This window comes from Rhodococcus sp. IC4_135 (assembly GCF_011602025.1).
GTDB lineage: Bacteria > Actinomycetota > Actinomycetes > Mycobacteriales > Mycobacteriaceae > Rhodococcus_F > Rhodococcus_F baikonurensis.
This window is the reverse complement of sequence record NZ_JAAOLG010000006.1, coordinates 220,898-238,253: the sequence shown is the minus strand read 5'-3', so window position 1 is coordinate 238,253 and position 17,356 is coordinate 220,898. Positions and strand designations below refer to the sequence as shown.

At 62.0% G+C, this 17,356-nt stretch carries 22 protein-coding genes; 10 read left to right on the top strand and 12 right to left on the bottom strand.

The window, feature by feature from the left end; genetic code table 11:
- Nucleotides 1-9 precede the first annotated feature (9 nt).
- On the top strand, nt 10-855 hold the full coding sequence (gene thiM, locus G8767_RS14485; protein ID WP_166810535.1) for a hydroxyethylthiazole kinase: 846 nt from the start codon (nt 10-12) through the stop codon (nt 853-855).
- Nucleotides 855-1,964 carry an LLM class flavin-dependent oxidoreductase gene (locus G8767_RS14480; protein ID WP_124569303.1) on the top strand — a complete coding sequence of 370 codons (1,110 nt, stop codon included), beginning with the start codon at nt 855-857 and terminating at the stop codon, nt 1,962-1,964. The genes thiM and G8767_RS14480 overlap by 1 nt, the downstream gene beginning before the upstream one ends.
- On the opposite strand, the gene G8767_RS14475 is transcribed toward G8767_RS14480, so the two are convergent.
- Nucleotides 1,957-2,307 carry an inorganic pyrophosphatase gene (locus tag G8767_RS14475; RefSeq protein ID WP_166810534.1) on the bottom strand — a complete coding sequence of 117 codons (351 nt, stop codon included), beginning with the start codon at nt 2,305-2,307 and terminating at the stop codon, nt 1,957-1,959. The two genes, G8767_RS14480 and G8767_RS14475, sit on opposite strands and share 8 nt — an antisense overlap.
- 2 nt (nt 2,308-2,309) lie before the next feature.
- A complete protein-coding gene (locus tag G8767_RS14470) occupies nt 2,310-3,089 on the bottom strand; it encodes a helix-turn-helix domain-containing protein (RefSeq protein WP_206029342.1) in 780 nt (259 codons plus the stop codon).
- A 56-nt stretch (nt 3,090-3,145) separates the two neighbouring features.
- Between G8767_RS14470 and G8767_RS14465 the strand changes: the two genes are divergently transcribed.
- The gene (locus G8767_RS14465; RefSeq protein WP_124569305.1) at nt 3,146-3,538 is read left to right on the top strand and encodes a VOC family protein; all 393 of its coding nucleotides are present in this window, start codon (nt 3,146-3,148) and stop codon (nt 3,536-3,538) included.
- A gap of 72 nt (nt 3,539-3,610) precedes the next feature.
- Here the strand turns inward: G8767_RS14465 and G8767_RS14460 are convergent, their stop codons facing one another.
- From G8767_RS14460 to G8767_RS14440, 5 genes are all read right to left on the bottom strand, one after another.
- Nucleotides 3,611-4,639 (bottom strand): alpha/beta hydrolase family protein, encoded by a 1,029-nt coding sequence (locus tag G8767_RS14460; RefSeq protein ID WP_206029341.1) that lies wholly within the window; start codon nt 4,637-4,639, stop codon nt 3,611-3,613.
- A gap of 150 nt (nt 4,640-4,789) precedes the next feature.
- Nucleotides 4,790-5,101, bottom strand: coding sequence for a DUF3349 domain-containing protein (locus G8767_RS14455; RefSeq protein WP_095969827.1), 312 nt, complete (start codon nt 5,099-5,101; stop codon nt 4,790-4,792).
- Nucleotides 5,102-5,112: 11 nt separating this feature from the next.
- Nucleotides 5,113-5,439 carry a DUF3349 domain-containing protein gene (locus G8767_RS14450; protein ID WP_346842991.1) on the bottom strand — a complete coding sequence of 109 codons (327 nt, stop codon included), beginning with the start codon at nt 5,437-5,439 and terminating at the stop codon, nt 5,113-5,115.
- 34 nt (nt 5,440-5,473) lie between these two features.
- Complete coding sequence (locus G8767_RS14445) at nt 5,474-5,755, bottom strand: hypothetical protein (protein WP_003941641.1); 282 nt, start codon at nt 5,753-5,755, stop codon at nt 5,474-5,476.
- A 14-nt stretch (nt 5,756-5,769) separates the two neighbouring features.
- On the bottom strand, nt 5,770-6,957 hold the full coding sequence (locus G8767_RS14440; protein ID WP_003941590.1) for an inorganic phosphate transporter: 1,188 nt from the start codon (nt 6,955-6,957) through the stop codon (nt 5,770-5,772).
- A 187-nt stretch (nt 6,958-7,144) separates the two neighbouring features.
- On the opposite strand from G8767_RS14440, the gene G8767_RS14435 reads away from it, so the two are divergent.
- The 4 genes from G8767_RS14435 to G8767_RS36550 all read left to right on the top strand — a co-directional run bounded on the left by G8767_RS14435 (nt 7,145) and on the right by G8767_RS36550 (nt 9,427).
- Nucleotides 7,145-7,540 carry a PPOX class F420-dependent oxidoreductase gene (locus tag G8767_RS14435; protein WP_166810532.1) on the top strand — a complete coding sequence of 132 codons (396 nt, stop codon included), beginning with the start codon at nt 7,145-7,147 and terminating at the stop codon, nt 7,538-7,540.
- Between the two features lie 96 nt (nt 7,541-7,636).
- Complete coding sequence (locus tag G8767_RS14430; protein ID WP_166810531.1) at nt 7,637-8,095, top strand: DUF5994 family protein; 459 nt, start codon at nt 7,637-7,639, stop codon at nt 8,093-8,095.
- A 319-nt stretch (nt 8,096-8,414) separates the two neighbouring features.
- Nucleotides 8,415-8,687: a hypothetical protein gene (locus G8767_RS14425; RefSeq protein ID WP_240952287.1), complete on the top strand. Its 273-nt coding sequence runs from the start codon at nt 8,415-8,417 to the stop codon at nt 8,685-8,687.
- 95 nt (nt 8,688-8,782) lie between these two features.
- Nucleotides 8,783-9,427 carry an ATP-binding protein gene (locus G8767_RS36550; protein ID WP_346842994.1) on the top strand — a complete coding sequence of 215 codons (645 nt, stop codon included), beginning with the start codon at nt 8,783-8,785 and terminating at the stop codon, nt 9,425-9,427.
- Here G8767_RS36550 and G8767_RS14415 read toward each other — a convergent pair.
- Nucleotides 9,333-10,274 carry an alpha/beta hydrolase gene (locus G8767_RS14415; protein ID WP_124569308.1) on the bottom strand — a complete coding sequence of 314 codons (942 nt, stop codon included), beginning with the start codon at nt 10,272-10,274 and terminating at the stop codon, nt 9,333-9,335. The genes G8767_RS36550 and G8767_RS14415 overlap by 95 nt on opposite strands.
- A gap of 110 nt (nt 10,275-10,384) precedes the next feature.
- Between G8767_RS14415 and G8767_RS14410 the strand changes: the two genes are divergently transcribed.
- Nucleotides 10,385-11,350, top strand: coding sequence for a YafY family protein (locus G8767_RS14410; protein WP_166810529.1), 966 nt, complete (start codon nt 10,385-10,387; stop codon nt 11,348-11,350).
- A 121-nt stretch (nt 11,351-11,471) separates the two neighbouring features.
- A complete protein-coding gene (locus G8767_RS36545) occupies nt 11,472-12,092 on the top strand; it encodes a YdeI/OmpD-associated family protein (protein WP_166810528.1) in 621 nt (206 codons plus the stop codon).
- Between the two features lie 404 nt (nt 12,093-12,496).
- Here G8767_RS36545 and glnA read toward each other — a convergent pair whose 3' ends face one another.
- On the bottom strand, nt 12,497-13,933 hold the full coding sequence (gene glnA, locus G8767_RS14400) for a type I glutamate--ammonia ligase (RefSeq protein ID WP_003941609.1): 1,437 nt from the start codon (nt 13,931-13,933) through the stop codon (nt 12,497-12,499).
- A gap of 213 nt (nt 13,934-14,146) precedes the next feature.
- Between glnA and G8767_RS14395 the strand changes: the two genes are divergently transcribed.
- Nucleotides 14,147-14,620 carry an RDD family protein gene (locus G8767_RS14395; RefSeq protein ID WP_166810527.1) on the top strand — a complete coding sequence of 158 codons (474 nt, stop codon included), beginning with the start codon at nt 14,147-14,149 and terminating at the stop codon, nt 14,618-14,620.
- Between the two features lie 72 nt (nt 14,621-14,692).
- On the opposite strand, the gene G8767_RS14390 is transcribed toward G8767_RS14395, so the two are convergent.
- The 3 genes from G8767_RS14390 to lipB form a co-directional block, all read right to left on the bottom strand.
- Complete coding sequence (locus tag G8767_RS14390; RefSeq protein ID WP_003941625.1) at nt 14,693-15,448, bottom strand: DUF4191 domain-containing protein; 756 nt, start codon at nt 15,446-15,448, stop codon at nt 14,693-14,695.
- 76 nt (nt 15,449-15,524) lie between these two features.
- Nucleotides 15,525-16,535, bottom strand: coding sequence for a lipoyl synthase (lipA, locus tag G8767_RS14385; protein WP_166810526.1), 1,011 nt, complete (start codon nt 16,533-16,535; stop codon nt 15,525-15,527).
- Between the two features lie 51 nt (nt 16,536-16,586).
- Nucleotides 16,587-17,348: a lipoyl(octanoyl) transferase LipB gene (gene lipB, locus G8767_RS14380; RefSeq protein ID WP_095969845.1), complete on the bottom strand. Its 762-nt coding sequence runs from the start codon at nt 17,346-17,348 to the stop codon at nt 16,587-16,589.
- Between the last annotated feature and the right edge of the window lie 8 nt (nt 17,349-17,356).

Sequence of the window (17,356 nt, the reverse complement as noted above, 5' to 3'; positions counted from 1 at the left end):
GGAAATCTTATGTCTGACACTGTCTCTGTCGAAACCGTCGCCTCTGCGATCGACGCACTCCGCGACCAGGTGCCGCTCGTCCAGTCGCTGACCAACATCGTTTCGGCGAATTTCTTGACCAATGTTCTGCTCGCTGCCGGCGCAAGCAACGCTCACATCGACAATGTTCACGAGGCAGGTGGGTTCGCTGCCATCGCCGGGGGAGTGCTCGTCAACCTCGGAACGCCGGACGACGGAACGGCCGAAGCCTTCCTGGTAGCCGCTGAAGCGGCCCGAACTGCCGGTACGCCATGGGTTTTGGATCCGGTCGGTGTAGGCGGACTGCCCTGGAGGAGCGGTATCGCTGTGGACTTGCTGCGCTTTCACCCCAGCGCGATCCGAGGGAACGCGTCGGAGATCATCGCGCTGGCGGGACTCGGCGGTGACACCCGTGGCGTCGACAGTGCGTCCGACTCCGCCGACGCAGTGCCCGCCGCTCTGGCACTCCTGAAGCATGCGGACGCGGTGTCGGCATCAGGCCCGGTCGACTACATCGTGGGCCGCGATAGTGGCGGCGACGTTCGGGGTGTCCGAGTTTCCGGTGGCAGCGCACTGTTGCCGCGCGTGACCAGTACCGGTTGCTCTCTGGGCGGCCTTGTTGCGGCCTACCTCGCCGTGACGCCGACCGCGCTGGACGGATTGGTTGCCGCGCACACGCATGTTGCCGTGGCGTCGGAGATCGCCGAGGAAAATGCCTCGGGCCCCGGTTCTTTCGCGGTCGCGTACCTCGACGCGCTCTACAACGTGAATGCAGACACCATCCGCTCGCGTGCCCGAATCGAATCGTTCGACCTGCCGGCTGGAGTGCAGAACTGATGGGCGTCAAGACATTCTGGTATCTCACCCAGGCCGACGGGGACTACCCGTGGAGCCCCGGCGGACTGTTCCCCGTGGACGGGGCCAGGCAGATCGAGCTCGCGAAGACGATCGACGACGGCGGATTCGAAGGTGCTCTTGTTGCCACCTGGCCGAACGATCCGTTCATCTCGGCGACCTGGGCTGCAGCGCACACCACGCGCATGAAGTTCCTCGTCGCCGTCTACGCGAACATGACGCCGGCGAGACTGCTGGCAGAGAAGGCGTTGACCTTCGACGCCTTCAGCGGTGGCCGACTGTTGATCAACTCGGTCAACGGACGCGAGAACATCCTGACCAAGTACGACATGAACGTGCCTCACGACGAGCGTTACGAGTTGGGGGAGCAGTACTGGGCAGACTTCCGCCGCATCTACTCCGAAGGGACCGAGTCGAACTTTCCCAACACACCACTGCGTATCGATGCGCCCACGGGGCATCAGGTTCCGCTGTGGGGCACCGGTGATTCGCCTGCAGGCCTGGCGAATTCAGGCAAGGTTCTCGATACCTACTTGGCGATGTTGCGCGAGACGTCGTTCATCGAAGACAAATTCTCTGCCGCGCGGGCGGCAGCGGAGGCAGCCGGACGTGAGTTCACCGATTTCGGTGCGCTGACCGGTGTGATCGTTCGCCCCACCAAAGCGCAGGCGCACGACCGGTTCCGTTCGTTGTTCGAGAAGACTGGCGTCGAGCAGATCGCTCATGTCCTGGACAACGCAGTGCGTCGTCGTACTCAGGGGAAGCAGGACCTCAAAACTTTCACCGCCCGCGACGCACAGCGGCAGGGCTGGGCGGACAAGATTGCCTCCGGCCGACTTCCTGAACCAGAGGAGTTGTACGTCGGTGACGGGTTGTACGCGGGTATCACAGCGTGGTCACCCCTCGACATCTTCGGCACCGGGTCATCGGCGGTGTACTACGTCGGCGATCCGGATTCGATCACGGACTCGGTGCGCACGCTTCGCAGCCGAACCGGTTTGACTGCACTGATCCTGGCCGGTTGGCCTCTGATCGAGGAAGCGAAGTGGGTTGCGGAGCATCTTGTTCCGCGATTCGACGAACTCAGCTGACTTCGCGCCGCAAGACAGTGGCGCCGAGGCCTAAAGTGTCGCGGAGAAATGCTGCAGCAGTGCCGATTTCATCGGCAGTGCATTCGAGAAGGATCTTGACTTCCACGTCCTTCTTGTCGATGTCGGCAATAACGGCCATGGCAACAACGCCGTTGCCGACGGCAGAGCCTCGGAACAGATCGATCCCGTCGCCGTCCGCGCTGACGGTCCCGTCGAGATAGCCGTAATCGAGCGGGTAAATCGCAGCGGGGTAACGCGGGTGTGCCGACCCTCGGGGGCGATCGATCACGACAGTTGACGTGGCAGCCAGGTGATCGAGGGCGGAGAACAGGTCTTCGCTCATCGTTACCGGTGCTCGCGCAGTAGCTGAGTCGGTGTCAGGGCTGTCAGCGCTCGCGTATCGCGCGCGAGGTGGGCTTGGTCGGCGTAGCCGGCGCGACCCGCCAGCGACGACAGCGTGAGATCAGCATCGCGGCTGAGGGTCAACAGGTCCTGGATACGTTGCACTTTCTGAATCATTTTGGGGGACAGCCCGATCGACGACGTGATCGAGCGTCGAAAATGACGTTCGGAAACACCGAGGTCTGCGGAGATCTCTCGTATCGGAGTCGAAGGGGAGGAGATGAGCGCGGAGTAACCACGCTCGATTCCGTGGTCGGGTTCCAGTCCCCGCCACAGCTCGCCCAGTAGGCGAGCGTCGACTGCTTCGTGACGGAGTGCGTCGGCAAGCACCCGCGCCTGTCTGGAAGTGAGGATGTCGTCGAAGGCGATCTTCGAATCCTGCACCGCGTCGGCCGCTGCGCCGAGCAGGCTCCGCAGAGCCGGTGGATTGATCCGGATGCCCCACATGGTTGTCCCGGCGGCGACCGAAACCAGATCGGCACTGGTGGCAGGTCCGACGAGCCACGACTTTCCGGTGCTGTCGACGATGAAGTCTGCGCAGAGATCGGGAAGAATTCGTTTTGCTTCCGTTGGCGTATGGGCTTCGGTAGTGCTTTTCCACGTGCAACTGAAGAGGCCGGCCGAATCGGTGATCCGAGTTTCGACATAGGTGTGGCCGTTTTGTTCAAGACTCGACGCCATCGTCCGACTACCGTCGAGAGCGAGGGTGTCAGTGCCGGTCATCAGATCATCGTCACACACTCGCCGATCACTTCTCGACCCGAAACAGGAGAAATACCGTGTCCGTCTCTCCGAGACTCGATCTCGTCGGAATCGTCACCAACGATCTCGCTCGTTCCCTCGCGTTCTACCGAACGCTCGGGCTCGACATTCCGGAAACACCCGCTGACGCTCCGCATGTGGAGTTCACTTTCGACGGTGGCCTTCGGCTGGCCTGGGACGCGCTGTCCACCATTGCGAGCTTCGATCCTGACTTCGCGGTCGGGGAAGGTCGACACCCCGTCGCTTTGGCCTTCGATTTCGGGACACCCGCCGCCGTCGACGAGGCGTATCAGCGCATCACAGCCGACTTCCCCGGGCACAAGGCACCGTTCGATGCGGTGTGGGGCCAGCGTTACGCCGTCCTGCTCGATCCCGACGGCAACACCGTGGATCTCTTTGCCTCGCTCTGATTTCGAACGACGCAGGCCCCGACCGAAATTCGGTCGGGGCCTGCGATTGTCGGTGATCGAGTCGTTGTCAGTTCACCAAGCGTCGAGGGTGTCGAGGATCTGGCCTCGCGCCTTCCACAGTTCCGCGCCCCAGTACGGCCACGAGTGAGTGCCGTTGGCCGGGAAGCTGTACGTTGCCGGAATTCCCAGGGAGTTCATGCGCAACTGAAATGCGCGTGAGTTCATCAGGGCAAGGGCTTCGAGGCCGATGGCGCTACCGGTATTCACGAAGTCGACGGGTCGACGCGGTTGATCGAACTGTCCGGGTAGGCCGCTCGCGGCGGAAATGTACAGGGAGAGCCCGGCCAGTTCGGGTGCAAACACGAAGGGGTCGTTGCGGAGCCAAGCGGGGTTCCACGGCGGTCCCCACATGGCATCGACATTGAAGGACCCGGCGCTGACCATGGCCACGCGGATCGCTTCACGCATGCCTGGAGCTGAGATGTTGAGGTACCCCGAGAGCGATCCGGCGAACTTGAACTGATCGCGGTGATAGGCGGCGAGCGTCAGGGCCGCGCTGCCACCCATGGACAATCCGAGCACACCGTTGTTGGTTCGGGAGACGCCACGCGATTCCAGATAGGCGGGAAGTTCCTGGGTGAGGAAGGTTTCCCATTTGTACGTGACCGGCTGGCGATTCAAATTGCTGTTCGCATACCAGTCCGAGTAGAAGCTGGACTGCCCGCCGACCGGCATGACCAGGGTGACGTTGTCGCCGCGGTACTGCTCGAGAGCGTTGGTCTCGAAACTCCATGCGTTTCGGTCGTCGCGTGCTCGTAGACCATCGAGAAGATAGAGCGCCGCGTTGCCGCCGCGCGAAGCCCACTGGATCTGGACCTTGATCGGCCCCATCGAGGAGTCGACGAACACATCCTCGTAGCCACCGGCCGGGGCGGTACGCGCGGGCGCTGCGGTCGCTACTGATCCGCTGATCAGGCCTGCGGTCAGGGGGAGTGCGAGTGCTGTCGCGGCGAGGCCGAGGATCCGACGCTTGATTCGTTTCGAAATCTGCTTCTTCGAAGAATCTCGGCTGTTTGCAAGGCCTGTGTGTATCTCGTGCATGAATCACTCCCGCCCCAAAGGTGCTTGCACACCGAAATCCGACCGAGCCCCCCGAGGCGCGGAATTCCTTATGACACTAAGTGGTCTGTATTGACCTCGACGGCACCGTTACCGGTTCGTTATCAAACTGGTCCGATTTACGAAGTGCCGTCAGGCGTCGTCAACCGGAGGCTGCGCCTCGATTTTCCAACCTCCACGAATCAAGTGTTCACGTACCCGTGCGACGTCTGCTTCGTGCGGAATATCGTCGGTGACCTTGGTGATGAGGACGCCGATGTCGATCGGATCGACAGGGACCGGAAACTCGGCGACGAGATCGTCGGCAAGAACGGCGATCTCGTCGTCGGACAGTTGTCGCCGGAGCAAGGCCATCAAAGGGACGTAGTCCTGCTCCGGCACACCGTTCGGATACCCGGCACGCAGCCAGCCGAGTATCGAAGCCAGAAGTGGTGGAAGACTCAACGAATCGAGCTTCAGTCGTTGTCGAGATCAGCGAGGGGCCACCCGGCGGCGGCCAGGACGGAGGCAACGCGCGCAATATCGTCGTCCGAGGGAGTCTGGCTCGTCAGATCGGCGATCTGAGCGCTGATCTCGTCGCTCGAGATCACCTGGTCGCTGTTGACATCGCTCAGTTCTGCGAGCGCAGCGCCGATGGCAATGTCTCGAATTTGCGCGTCCGAGAGCTTGCGTCGAAGCAATGCGACCAGCGGAATGCGATCCTTGGGCGGTATGCCTTCGGGGTAGCCGGCGCGAAGCCATTCCAGAATGGATTGCGGAAGGGATGGAGTCGGTGCAGTCACGGTGATGTCTTTCCGCTCGTGAGGGCGCACGGGATCAGAAGATCTCGATGCCGAATGTGTGGCTGAGGAAGCCCTGCATGATGAAGAGGATTCCGGTGACGATCGCGATGAGCACTACTGCGAAGCACACCACTGCGCCTGCCACGGCCAAGGGACTGCGAGCCGCGACGGCAGTGCTCCCGCCGCCACTGCCACGTTGCCCGGCGTCGAGGGACTTCAGGCCGATTGCGAAGATCGCGGGAAGTCCGGCGCCCAGCAGGAGGCCGACCAGTACGACCTGCCAGAGCGAGTCGACGGTGTTTTTCAAGATATCCATGTCGATTCCCTCTTTCAGGCTTTGACGTCGGTGGTGACGCGGGCGTCCGGACCGGGGACCTCTGCAGGCACCAGGCCGCCGTCCCACTCGGCGTTGACGTTGCTCGGATCGATGGGCTCCTTGCGGGAGCGCAGGTACATCCAACCGGCCAAGGCGATGAGCACAGCGAAGACGACCAGGACACCGGGCAGGCCGCCGACGATGTTGGCCAGGCCCCAGCACAGAGCGCCGACGATCGCAGCGGACGGGAGAGTGATCAACCAGGCGACCGCCATACGTCCGGCGACGCCCCAACGAACCTCGGCACCCTTGCGTCCCAGACCGGTTCCCATGATGGAACCCGTCGCCACATGGGTGGTCGAGAGGGGAAGGCCGAGGTGGCTGGAGGTGAGAATGATTGCAGCAGAAGATGCTTCGGCCGCCATGCCCTGGGGTGCGGCGATCTCGACAAGACCCTTGCCGAGCGTGCGGATGACTCGCCACCCGCCGAGGTAGGTTCCGGCAGCGATCGCGAGTGCGCACGTGAGCTTGACCCAGAACGGCATGTCCGCGTCGGCGGAGATGGTTCCGTGGGCGACCAGGGCGAGGAAGATGACGCCCATGGTCTTCTGAGCGTCGTTGGTGCCGTGGGCGAGGGAAACGAGTGAAGCCGAACCGATCTGGCCGAGTCGGAAACCCTTGTCCTTGGTTTCCTCACCGACGTTGGAGGTGATGCGGTAGATGAGCCAGGTTCCGGCCGCTGCAACCAAGCCGGCTACGACGGGGGCGAGAACTGCGGGGATGACAACCTTGCTGAGGACGCCGCTCCAGGCGACACCGCTCATTCCGAGGGACGCGATGGCGGCGCCGATCAATCCGCCGAACAGCGCATGTGAGGAACTCGAGGGGATGCCGAGCAACCACGTTGCCAGGTTCCAGATGATGCCGCCGACAAGGCCGGCGAAGACGATGGTGAGCAGCGCTTGGCCACCCACATTTCCGAGGTTCACCACGCCCTTGGCCACGGTGGCAGCAACCTCTACCGAGAGGAAAGCTCCGACCAGGTTCAAGGAAGCAGACAGAGCGACTGCCACCTTGGGCTTGAGGGCGCCGGTTGCAATCGACGTGGCCATAGCGTTGCCAGTGTCATGAAAACCGTTGGTGAAGTCGAACCCCAGAGCGGTTACGACGACGACGAGGAGAACGATGAGTTCCGCATTCACGAGAAGTCATGTTCCAACATCGGCGGGCCACAAATCGACCTGAGGCGGGGTCGTTCCGCGACATTTCCACCATTCGGCACCTGTTGTTCATCTTCGTCCGGATAATTGTCCGTTTTGAAACGCCTGGGGCAGAGAAAGTTCATTCGCGTGCATGGTCGTCGAGTGTGTGGAGGCATACGCTCGTCTCATGTCCCTGGGCGAAGAGAAGACGATCTCGGTCACCACCTTCCGTAAGAGTGGTGACGGCGTGGCCACTCCGACGTGGGTCGTACCGCTCTCTGGCGGACGTATCGGCTTCTGGACATCCTCGAAATCGGGCAAGGCCAAGCGGCTGCGGAACAACCCACGCGTCACCGTCGTGCCGTGCAACAACCGCGGAAAGGTGACCGACGGTACGTCGCCGGTCGCCGGGACAGCTCAGTTGGTGAGCGGTGGAGCTGAATTCGACGAGATTCGCAGCAAAGTGAAAGCGAAATACGGTGTGATGGTGCCTATTTCGAAATTCTTCAACACTCTCGGCCACATCGGCAAGGGGCCGTTCCCGTACGGCGATACCGGCGTGATCATTTCCGTCGACGCGTAGTCGGTATTGCGCGTCGGAGTAGCCTGAAGGTATGGAACCCACGACCGGGCGCCTCTGCCTGACGGTTCCACGAATCCTCCGTTAAGGAGCGTCGTCATGGCGCACATCAGCACTCTCGACTATACAACGGAAGCGCCGCAGCGCCATGTCGGGCAACCTTTCCCGTCGCCGACGCGGACTCCGCGATTCCTGCTTCGCGGACAAGGTGCCGTCAAGGCATCGGTGGACGGCGCGTGGTTCCCGTGGACCACGAACGTCACGGCGGAGCTTCACGATCTGATATCCGCACTTTCGCTGAGGTTGGGGCCGATCGCGCGGGTTGCGTTCGACTGGAACACGATCAGCAGCGCCCAGCGACGTATCGACGAGGTCGACGGTCTTGAAGTGCGGGGTCCGTACCCTGGCCAGCCTCACGATTTGATGTATCTCGACGACATCCACGGCCGTCAACTCGTTCTCATGATGATTCCGCCGTACACGGATCCGGACCGTGCGTACGAGATCATGCGGCGGTTGGTGGATCCTGGCCGCAGCGAAATCTATCGGGTGCAGTGAGATCTTTCTGACGGGTGGGATCGAATCTTTCGATTCCTGAACATGCGTCCAGTTTGTCTGGTTTGATGGTTCTCGTAACCACGATCTCAGGCGCATTCCTTCCGGTCAGCGCTTGGGCGCGGCAGCTTGACTCCCTGCCGTGTCGTCGATCCGGCATGCCCACCACCCTCCCACTGTGCGTGAGCGCCGGATCGAAGGAAGCCCCACCCTCCCCACGGGGGTGGGGCTTCTACTTTGTTCGGACTGACCGGCGTTCGCATCGCCGAATCTGCCGGGTTGTTCGGCCGTTCGGGACGCCTTGCTCCGTAGCATCGCCACTGTGAAGATTTCCCTACTCGGTGCGGCGGGGCTTCAGGACTGCGCCGACAGTGGAATGGACTGTATGGACGGATTTGGGGCGTTCGTTCTTCTGTACGTCGGCGGATTCATTCTCGCCTTGACATGGATTTCCCTGTGCCTTGTCGGAACAGCCGATGTGGTTTCCGTGTCCCGTCGAATCGGTGTGTGGCGCGCTGTCGTCTTCTCTGTCGGGATTTGGCTTGTGCCCATCGCCGGGTTGGGTGCGTGGCTTGTTTTCCGACGCTCTCGTTAATTCTCGAAAGTGGAGCCGGGAGACAGCCGCGTTTGCGGAGCCCGGTAACTTGTTGTATCAGTAGCGATTTGGAATCTGGCGAGAGGCTCTTGTCGATGCTGCAGGCGACAACGTCTATCCAGGCCATGCTGGAACTGGTTGGGCCTGGGCCAACTGGCAGTGGGTGGTCGGGGCCGCGCGCTGTCGGCTGCGTTGTCCGCGGCGAGCGAGGTCTTGATCGGTATCTCCGCCGACGCTCCCGGCAAGTCGAAGTCGCCGACGAGAAGCAACTCGCCCGCACGATCGCCCGCTACGGCCGTGTGGGCTTGCATCGACGAACTCGGTTACATGGAACTCGACAAACGAGGCGCCGAGCAGCTTTTCGAGGTGTTGCCCGAACGGGCGGAAAGAGCGCCGTCGCAATCGCCTCCAACGAATTGTTCTCCGGCTGGACGACAATGTTCACCGACCCACGACTTTGCGCCGCCATCGTGGATCGGCTCACCTTCGGCGACAACATCATCGAAATCGGCACCGACTCTTACCGGCTCGCCCATACCCGAGTTCAGCAATCCGCTTTGCACACACGAGGTGGGTCCGGATCAAGCTCCTTACTGGACCTGAATGAGACCGACATTTTCACCGAGACCGCACCCAGCCTTGAAACTATGTGGCATCCTGCCGTTCCAGCCAGTTCAAGATCGCTTGGTTGGTTTCATCGGGTCTTTCTTGCTGGATCCAATGACCGCAGTCGAGATTGACTACTTCCACATTGGGCACGAACTCTGTCAGGTTCTCAGCCCTCGCGATCGCGTCACGGTCGCCGTAGATCATGAGTGCGGGCTGTTGGATAATCGGGTCCACCTCCGCCAGCAAATGCCAGTTGCGGTCAAGGTTCCTGTACCAGTTCACGCTGCCCGTGAATCCTGTCGATTCGAAGGCGGAGACGAAAACGGCCAATTCGCTATCGCTCATCAGAGGCTCACCGAGTGGCGTCTCTGCTCTGGCGAGATCGATCAGCGCCATACCCGGCTGAGGCTCCCTGGGGGGTTCGTTCTTCCGGTACAGGTTGCGAAGGAACCGGAAGGTGTTGTCTTCGAACACGGCGTCCGCGACGCCCGGCTGTCGATTGAAGTGGACGAAGTAGAAGTCACCGCCAAGCACGGCTTCCATGAACTCGATCCAGGGCTGCTCTCCGCGATCCTGGTAGGGCAGGCTCAGGTTGATCACTTTGTTTACCCGGTCCGGGTGCAACAGGGTCAGGCCCCACACGACAAAGGCGCCCCAATCGTGACCGACAAAGGTGGCATCGTCGTAGCCGTAGTGATCGAGAAGTGCGATGAGATCACCCGCCAAATGTTCAATGTCATAGTCCGTCACTTCGGTCGGACGTGATGAATTGCCGTAGCCGCGCTGGTTCGGGACGATGACGTGATAGCCCGCCTCGACAAGGGCGGGCACCTGGTATCGCCAAGAATAGGCGTGCTCTGGCCATCCGTGACACAGCACGAGAGGTCTCCCGGCATTGTGTCGCCCTGCTTCGAAGACTTCGAGTTCCACGCCGTTGACTGGGATAAGGACGGGCCTGGGGAAGTCGGATGAATTCACGGATGCTCCTTCGAGTTGAGTACCGATCTCGTGTCTGAATCGACCGGTTGCTCCGACGATAGGGAGCATCGTGGACACATAAAGTCCTAGATCGCTGGCAATCTGAAGAAATGCGGAACGATCCCACAGGCCGAGCACTGCAACTGCTCTCGCTCCTTCAGACCCATCGCTTCTGGCACTGTGCCGAACTTGCCGCACGACTCGATGTCACGCAGCGGACGGTGCGCCGCGACATCGATCGCCTACGCGACCTTGGCTATCCGGTCGATTCCACGTCCGGAAAATACGGGGGCTACCGACTTGCAACGGGGGCGCACGTGCCACCCTTGATCCTCGACGATGACGAGTCCGTGGCGGTAGCCGTCGGACTGCGCTACGCCGCCGAGGCCGCCATCGGAGGAATCGAAGAAACGTCGCTACGCGCGCTGACGAAGATCGAAACACTCCTGCCCCATCGACTACGCCGACGTGTGTCGGCACTGCATTCGAGCGTCAGTTCCATGCGGCGGGCCGACGACGACATCGTCGACCCCGAAGCACTCAGTGTGCTCGCTGCGGCATGTCGTGACCACGAGCACGTTCGTTTCGACTACCGGCGAGGTGACGGCGAGAGCAGCAGACGGCTCGTCGAGTCGCACCGCCTTGTCACGGCGGGACGTCGTTGGTATCTCGTAGCATGGGACCACCATCGTGCGGATTGGCGAACATTTCGACTGGACCGGCTCTCGGAGCCTTGGCTGGCAGGCAGTCATTTCACGCCACGCGAGATCCCGGGCGGTGACGCGGCAGGCTTCGTCGCGAGATCAGTCGGCTCGCCGCCCCGTCGCCACGATGCAAAACTCGCCATCGAAGCCACTTTCGCCGACCTCGAAGGCGTATTCAGATGGATTGACCACACACCGATCGAGGTGGCAGCGGACCGCTGCCTTGTCCAGATCCGCAGCGAAGATCTCGGCAGGCTCGCCATGACTGTTGCGCGCATTGCGCTCACCGCCCCAGTGGTCGTCATCGAACCAACCGAGCTCGCCGACACCGTCAGTCGGCTCGCCCTCCATCTCAGGGTCTCGCCACCATGACAGTCAGAAGACGATTGCGCGACAAGACCATTCATGTCCAGGTTGCCGCGGGGCGTGTTCCCTGCGCCGTCCCCTCGTCTATTGAGGCACGTATCCGTTTCCCTCTGAGCTTGGAGAGTAAGTGACCAATTCGAAATCATCGCCACCGGCTTCCGTCCACCCCCCGACGTGGAAGTTCGACTATCCGATCATCCACGCCGAGACTCGGGAACAGTGGCGAACGTGGTTGACTGACAATCACACGTCAGGCCGAGGTGTGTGGTTGTGCTCCTGGCGCACCACCACCGGCCGACCACGCTGCCCCTACCCTCAGGCAGTTGAGGAAGCCATCTGCTTTGGTTGGATCGATTCCACCAACACCGTCTTCGACGAAGAGCGCAATTTGCAACTGTTCACGCCTCGCAGACGCAAGAGTTCCTGGACCCGACTCAACCGCGAACGCGCAGCTGATATGGAGGCGCGTGGCCTTATGACCGCTGCTGGTCGTGGTGCCATTGCTGCCGCGAAATCCACTGGTTGGTGGACGATTCTCGACCAAGTCGAAGACCTCGAGGAACCATCTGACTTGCAGGCGGCGCTGGACCGGGACCCGCAAAGTCGAAGCAACTGGGACAGTTTTCCGCCCAGCGCCCGCAAACAGATGCTGTGGTGGATCGTCTGTGCCGCTCGAGACGAAACACGGGCAGTTCGAATCGCCCATATCGTCAACAAAGCGGCCATCGGGCAACGTGCCCGCGGCTGATCCGCGATTCGACCGCGTCCGGTATGGAGGCCGGTCATTGCAACATCATCGAACCTGGCACGGACTCCTCCCGCCTCGCTCAAACCCGAGCTCATCAATCTTCCTGATCCGTGCATCACGACGGGTCCGGATCAAGCCGCCGTGCTGGACCTGAATCGGATTGACATTTCAACGAGGTCAGCTTCCACGATTTGCGGCACTTTCTCGCCCTCGCTGCTCATCGCGTCGGGAGCTGATATCAAGACAGTTCAGCATCGGATGCGGCCGAGTGCGAAGACGACACGACACCTACGGGAACATGTGTGGCGGACACATTCGATCGGACCGGAACAAGTGCACCCGCCCCGCAGGCGCGGGACGGGTGCACTTGGTACTCGCAGGTCTGACTTACGTCAGGATGCGGATCACACGTCGTAGTAGAGCTCGAACTCGTACGGGTGCGGACGCAGGTTGACCGGAGCGATTTCCTGCTCACGCTTGAGCGAGATCCAGGTCTCGATCAGGTCGGTGGTGAAGACGCCACCCTCGGTCAGGTACTCGTGATCGGCTTCGAGGCGGTTGATGACCGTCTCGAGGCTGGTCGGAGCCTGCGGGATGTTGCGAGCCTCCTCCGGGGGAAGCTCGTAGAGGTCCTTGTCGACCGGCGCCATCGGCTCGATCTTGTTCTTGATGCCGTCCAGGCCGGCCATCATCTGTGCAGCGAAGTTGAGGTACGGGTTACCCGAGGAGTCGGGTGCGCGGAACTCGAGACGCTTTGCCTTCGGGTTGTTGCCCGTGATCGGGATACGGACAGCTGCCGAGCGGTTGCGCTGGCTGTACACGAGGTTGATGGGAGCTTCGTAGCCCGGCACCAGACGGTGGTACGAGTTGATCGTCGGGTTGGTGAAGGCCAACAGCGACGGAGCGTGGTGCAGGATGCCGCCGATGTAGTGGCGAGCCATGTCCGAGAGGCCTGCGTAGCCGGACTCATCGTGGAAGAGGGGCTTGCCGTCCTTCCACAGGGACTGGTGGACGTGCATGCCCGAGCCGTTGTCACCGAAGAGCGGCTTCGGCATGAAGGTCGCGGACTTGCCGTGCTGCCAGCAGGTGTTCTTGACGATGTACTTGAACAGCTGCAGGTCGTCAGCAGCTGCGAGCAGCGTGTTGAACTTGTAGTTGATCTCCTGCTGTCCGCCGGTGCCGACCTCGTGGTGGCCGCGCTCGAGCTCGAAGCCTGCGTTGGTCAGGTTGGTGGAGATCTCGTCGCGCAGGTCCACGTAGTGGTCGTACGGAGCGACGGGGAAGTAGCCGCCCTTGGCGCGAACCTTGTAGCCGAGGTTCGGGGAGCCGTCGGCGTTGGTCTCTGCGCCGGTGTTCCAGGAACCGGAGATGGAATCCAGCTCGTAGAATGCGGAGTTCATGCCGGAGTCGTAGCGAACCGAGTCGAAGATGTAGAACTCGGCCTCGGCGCCGAAGAATGCGGTGTCCGCGATGCCGGTGCTGACCAAGTACTCCTCGGCCTTGCGGGCAACGTTGCGCGGGTCGCGGCTGTAGGACTCACGGGTGAACGGGTCGTGCACGAAGAAGTTGATGTTGAGGGTCTTCGCCTTGCGGAAGGGGTCGATCTGCGCCGTGGTGACGTCGGGAAGCAACATCATGTCGGACTCGTGGATCGACTGGAATCCGCGGACCGAAGATCCGTCGAATGCGAGGCCGTCCTCGAACACGTCCTGGTTGAAAGCAGACGCCGGGATCGAGAAGTGCTGCTGGACGCCGGGCAGGTCGCTGAACCGAATGTCGACGTACTCGATGTTCTCGTCCGCGATGTACTTGATGACCTCTTCGGCCGTGGTGAACGCCACGCTTGTGCTCCTTAAGTCGCTTCAGCCAAGTGATGTCGGTTGAATCCGTCGAGGCAGACGGTAGGGAGCTGGTGTTGCCCGCTCGTCAACCCTTTGTTTCGGCAGTGTTACGCGTCGCAGCATCCTGGGGATTTCCGAAGTCCATGTGACCGGCCACACAGTTAAAACCCGGCAAATCTGGACTACGGTGCTGCGACGCCTATCCTGGACAGCATGGCACGTATCACCGGAAGTTGGCTCTCTGGGCCACAAGCAGCTTTGCCGAAGAGCGCGGACGGCCGTGAGCAGTCGTACCGCGGCGAGCTCCTCGGTTTCCCTCAGGAGGGTCCGGGTTCGCTGGTCGGTTCGGGCCGTCGTATTGCGGCACTGTTGGTGGATTGGGTGATGGCCGTGGGAGTGGCCTCGCTCATCACCGGTGACTTCTTCGACGGCATGACCTCGACGGTCACGCTGATGGTGTGGTTCGCCGTCGGTGTCGTCACCGTGGCGCTGTTCAACTTCACCCCGGGGCAGTTCGTCCTCGGACTTCAGGTCGCGCGAATCGAAGGCCCGATCCGAGTGGGCTTCCTGCGCGCGTTGGGACGTCAGGCGCTGCTGGTGTTCGTCATTCCCGCGACCATCACCGACATCGACGGACGCGGTATGCAGGACCGCGCGACCGGCACTTTGCTCGTGAAGTCGCGCTGACACAAACTTCTCGAACGAAGAAAGACCCGGGTCCGTATGGGCCCGGGTCTTTCGTTTTGCTGTGGGGGAGTGTCAGCGACGACGAATGGTTCGCTGCATTCCCTTCATCTTCGCGCCTCCGGGCATCGGGCCCTTGGGAAGCGCTGCTCCGCCGCCGCGTGCGCTCAGCGCAGCGAGGCGACCTTCGATGTTGTCCATACGCTTTGTGTCGATGTTGCGAGGCAGCTTGTTCAGGTAACGCTGAAGCTGCGAGAGCGGAACTTGGCCCTCGTCGTTGCCGATGATGATGTCGTAGATCGGGGTGTCGCCGATGAGGCGAGCGGTCTTCTTCTTCTCCTGAGCGAGGAGGCCCTTGACGCGTTGCGGCGAACCCTCGGCGACGAGGATGACACCCGGCCGTCCGACGACGCGGTGAACGGCGTCGAGTTGGGTGGTGCCGGCGACGGCGTTCGTGACGCGCCACGCGCCCTGCATGTTGTCGAGGGCCCACGCAGCCGCACCGGCCTGACCTTCAGCTTTCTTGTACACCGATTTCTGGACGCGGCGACCGAAGATGATGAAGGCACCGAGGAGACCGAGAACGATGCCGATCGGCAGCAGGAACCACTGAAGGCCCCAGATGAGACCGACCAGGAAGAAGACCAGAGCCGCACCGACGAGGGTGCCGATCATCAGCGGCAGGAGGAGCTTGTCGTCCTTGCGCTGCATCTGGAATGCCTGCCAGAGCTGAGTTCTACGTTCCTTGGAAGCCTGCTTGCGGGCAGCCTTCGCTGCAGCCTTTGCCTCTTTGGTGGGTTTGCCCTTACCGGATTTGCTGCCGTTCGCCATGTACCCAGGATACGTCCATTGCTGTGCGCCTTTACTAACCGCCCGCGGTTAATAAAGGCGCACAGCAAAAAGTGGATCAGCGATTCAGGCGCGCCATGAGCGAGCTGGCTTCCTGCGAAGCGGCTCCGCCCTCGGTCAGATGACGCTGCGCCTCGGGAAGTTCACGGCCGTGATGTGCCATGGCCTGCGCATACAGGCGCCCGGCGCGGTACGACGAGCGAACCAACGGGCCGGCCATGACACCCGCGAAGCCCATCTCTTCTGCAGCCTTGGAGTGTGCGACGAACTCCTCGGGCTTGACCCACCGCTCGACGGGGTGGTGCCGTGGCGAGGGGCGCAGGTACTGGGTGATGGTAAGGATGTCGCAACCGGCGGCGTGGAGATCTGCCATCGCCTCGGTGACCTCTTCCGGGGTTTCGCCCATACCGAGGATCAGGTTGGACTTAGTGACCAGTCCGTAGTCGCGCGCTGCGGTGATGACGTCGAGGCTGCGCTGGTACCGGAAGGCCGGACGGATCCGCTTGAAGATGCGGGGGACGGTCTCGAGGTTGTGTGCGAGGACCTCGGGGCGTGAGGCGAAGACCTCGTCGAGCAGTTCGGGCTTGCCGTTGAAGTCCGGAACCAGGTTCTCGACGCCGGTGCCCGGGTTGAGTTCGTGAATCTTGCGGACGGTCTCGGCGTAGAGCCAGGCGCCGCCGTCGGGGAGGTCGTCGCGGGCGACGCCGGTGATCGTGGAGTACCGAAGTCCCATGGCCTGAACGCTTTCGGCGACGCGACGGGGCTCGTCGCGGTCGAGGGCTTCGGGCTTGCCGGTGTCGATCTGGCAGAAGTCGCAGCGGCGTGTGCACTGCTCGCCGCCGATCAGGAAGGTGGCTTCGCGGTCTTCCCAGCACTCGTAGATGTTGGGGCAGCCTGCTTCCTCGCAGACGGTGTGCAAACCTTCACGCTTGACCAGGCCCTTGAGCTCCGTGTACTCGGGGCCCATCTTTGCGCGGGTCTTGATCCAGTTGGGTTTGCGTTCGATGGGCGTCTCCGCGTTTCGGATCTCGAGACGGAGCAGCTTACGTCCTTCTGGGGCGATAGTCACGACAGTGATCCTACGCCGGGTGATTACTGCAACGGGGTTCGGGCGAGCCCGTCAGCTGTACTGAACGGTAGTAAAAGTCGGAGTAGGCGAGGCGCTTTCGAAGGTGACGCGCTCGACGTTCCGTTCGGTAACGGGCATGGTTCCGTCGAGAGCAGCGATCACTGCCTCGGTCACGGCGGGAGTAACTTCGTCCACGGTGACGTCGCGACCGAGTTCCTGCGACAGCGTTGTCACCCCGGCGTCACGGATGCCGCAGGGAATGATGTTGTCGAATCCGGTCAGGACCGAGTTGCAGTTCAGGGCGAAGCCGTGCAGTGCCACGCCCCGTTGGACGCGCACGCCGATGGCGGACACCTTGCGCTCGGGCTTCCATTGTCCGTTCGCAGTGTCGGCAGGCAGCCAGACGCCGGAGCGGCCGTCGATGCGCCCGCAGTTCAGGCCGAGGTCCGTGCACACCGTGATCAGTGCTTCTTCGATGCGTCGGACATATCGCACCACGTCGATGGGCTCGGCCAGTTTCACGATCGGATATCCGACCAGCTGGCCGGGGCCGTGCCAGGTGATCTTCCCGCCGCGGTCGACATCGATGACAGGTGTGCCGTCGACGGGACGATCTTCGGGTTCCGTGCGTCGTCCTGCCGTGTACACCGGCGGGTGTTCGAGGAGCAGTAGCGTGTCCGGTCCGATGTCGTCTGCCCGCGCTGCCGCGAGCTCACGCTGGCGGTCCCACGCGGCGTTGTAGTCGATCAAACCGAGTTGCTCGACGGCGATCGGCAGTTTCGAGAACCGGGCGGAAACGGCAGCGCTGCTCATGGACGTAG

Excerpts from the sequence above, each read along its gene's own strand:
- G8767_RS36550 (WP_346842994.1), top strand. The coding sequence starts at position 8,783 with ATGCTGCAGGCGACAACGTCTATCCAGGCCATGCTGGAACTGGTTGGG.
- G8767_RS14470 (WP_206029342.1), bottom strand. The coding sequence starts at position 3,089 with ATGACCGGCACTGACACCCTCGCTCTCGACGGTAGTCGGACGATGGCG.
- G8767_RS14445 (WP_003941641.1), bottom strand. The coding sequence starts at position 5,755 with ATGGATATCTTGAAAAACACCGTCGACTCGCTCTGGCAGGTCGTACTG.
- G8767_RS14435 (WP_166810532.1), top strand. The coding sequence starts at position 7,145 with ATGTCCCTGGGCGAAGAGAAGACGATCTCGGTCACCACCTTCCGTAAG.
- G8767_RS14410 (WP_166810529.1), top strand. The coding sequence starts at position 10,385 with ATGCGGAACGATCCCACAGGCCGAGCACTGCAACTGCTCTCGCTCCTT.
- G8767_RS14390 (WP_003941625.1), bottom strand. The coding sequence starts at position 15,448 with ATGGCGAACGGCAGCAAATCCGGTAAGGGCAAACCCACCAAAGAGGCA.
- lipB (WP_095969845.1), bottom strand. The coding sequence starts at position 17,348 with ATGAGCAGCGCTGCCGTTTCCGCCCGGTTCTCGAAACTGCCGATCGCC.
- G8767_RS14460 (WP_206029341.1), bottom strand. The coding sequence starts at position 4,639 with ATGCACGAGATACACACAGGCCTTGCAAACAGCCGAGATTCTTCGAAG.
- thiM (WP_166810535.1), top strand. The coding sequence starts at position 10 with ATGTCTGACACTGTCTCTGTCGAAACCGTCGCCTCTGCGATCGACGCA.
- G8767_RS14475 (WP_166810534.1), bottom strand. The coding sequence starts at position 2,307 with ATGAGCGAAGACCTGTTCTCCGCCCTCGATCACCTGGCTGCCACGTCA.
- G8767_RS14395 (WP_166810527.1), top strand. The coding sequence starts at position 14,147 with ATGGCACGTATCACCGGAAGTTGGCTCTCTGGGCCACAAGCAGCTTTG.
- G8767_RS14430 (WP_166810531.1), top strand. The coding sequence starts at position 7,637 with ATGGCGCACATCAGCACTCTCGACTATACAACGGAAGCGCCGCAGCGC.
- G8767_RS14480 (WP_124569303.1), top strand. The coding sequence starts at position 855 with ATGGGCGTCAAGACATTCTGGTATCTCACCCAGGCCGACGGGGACTAC.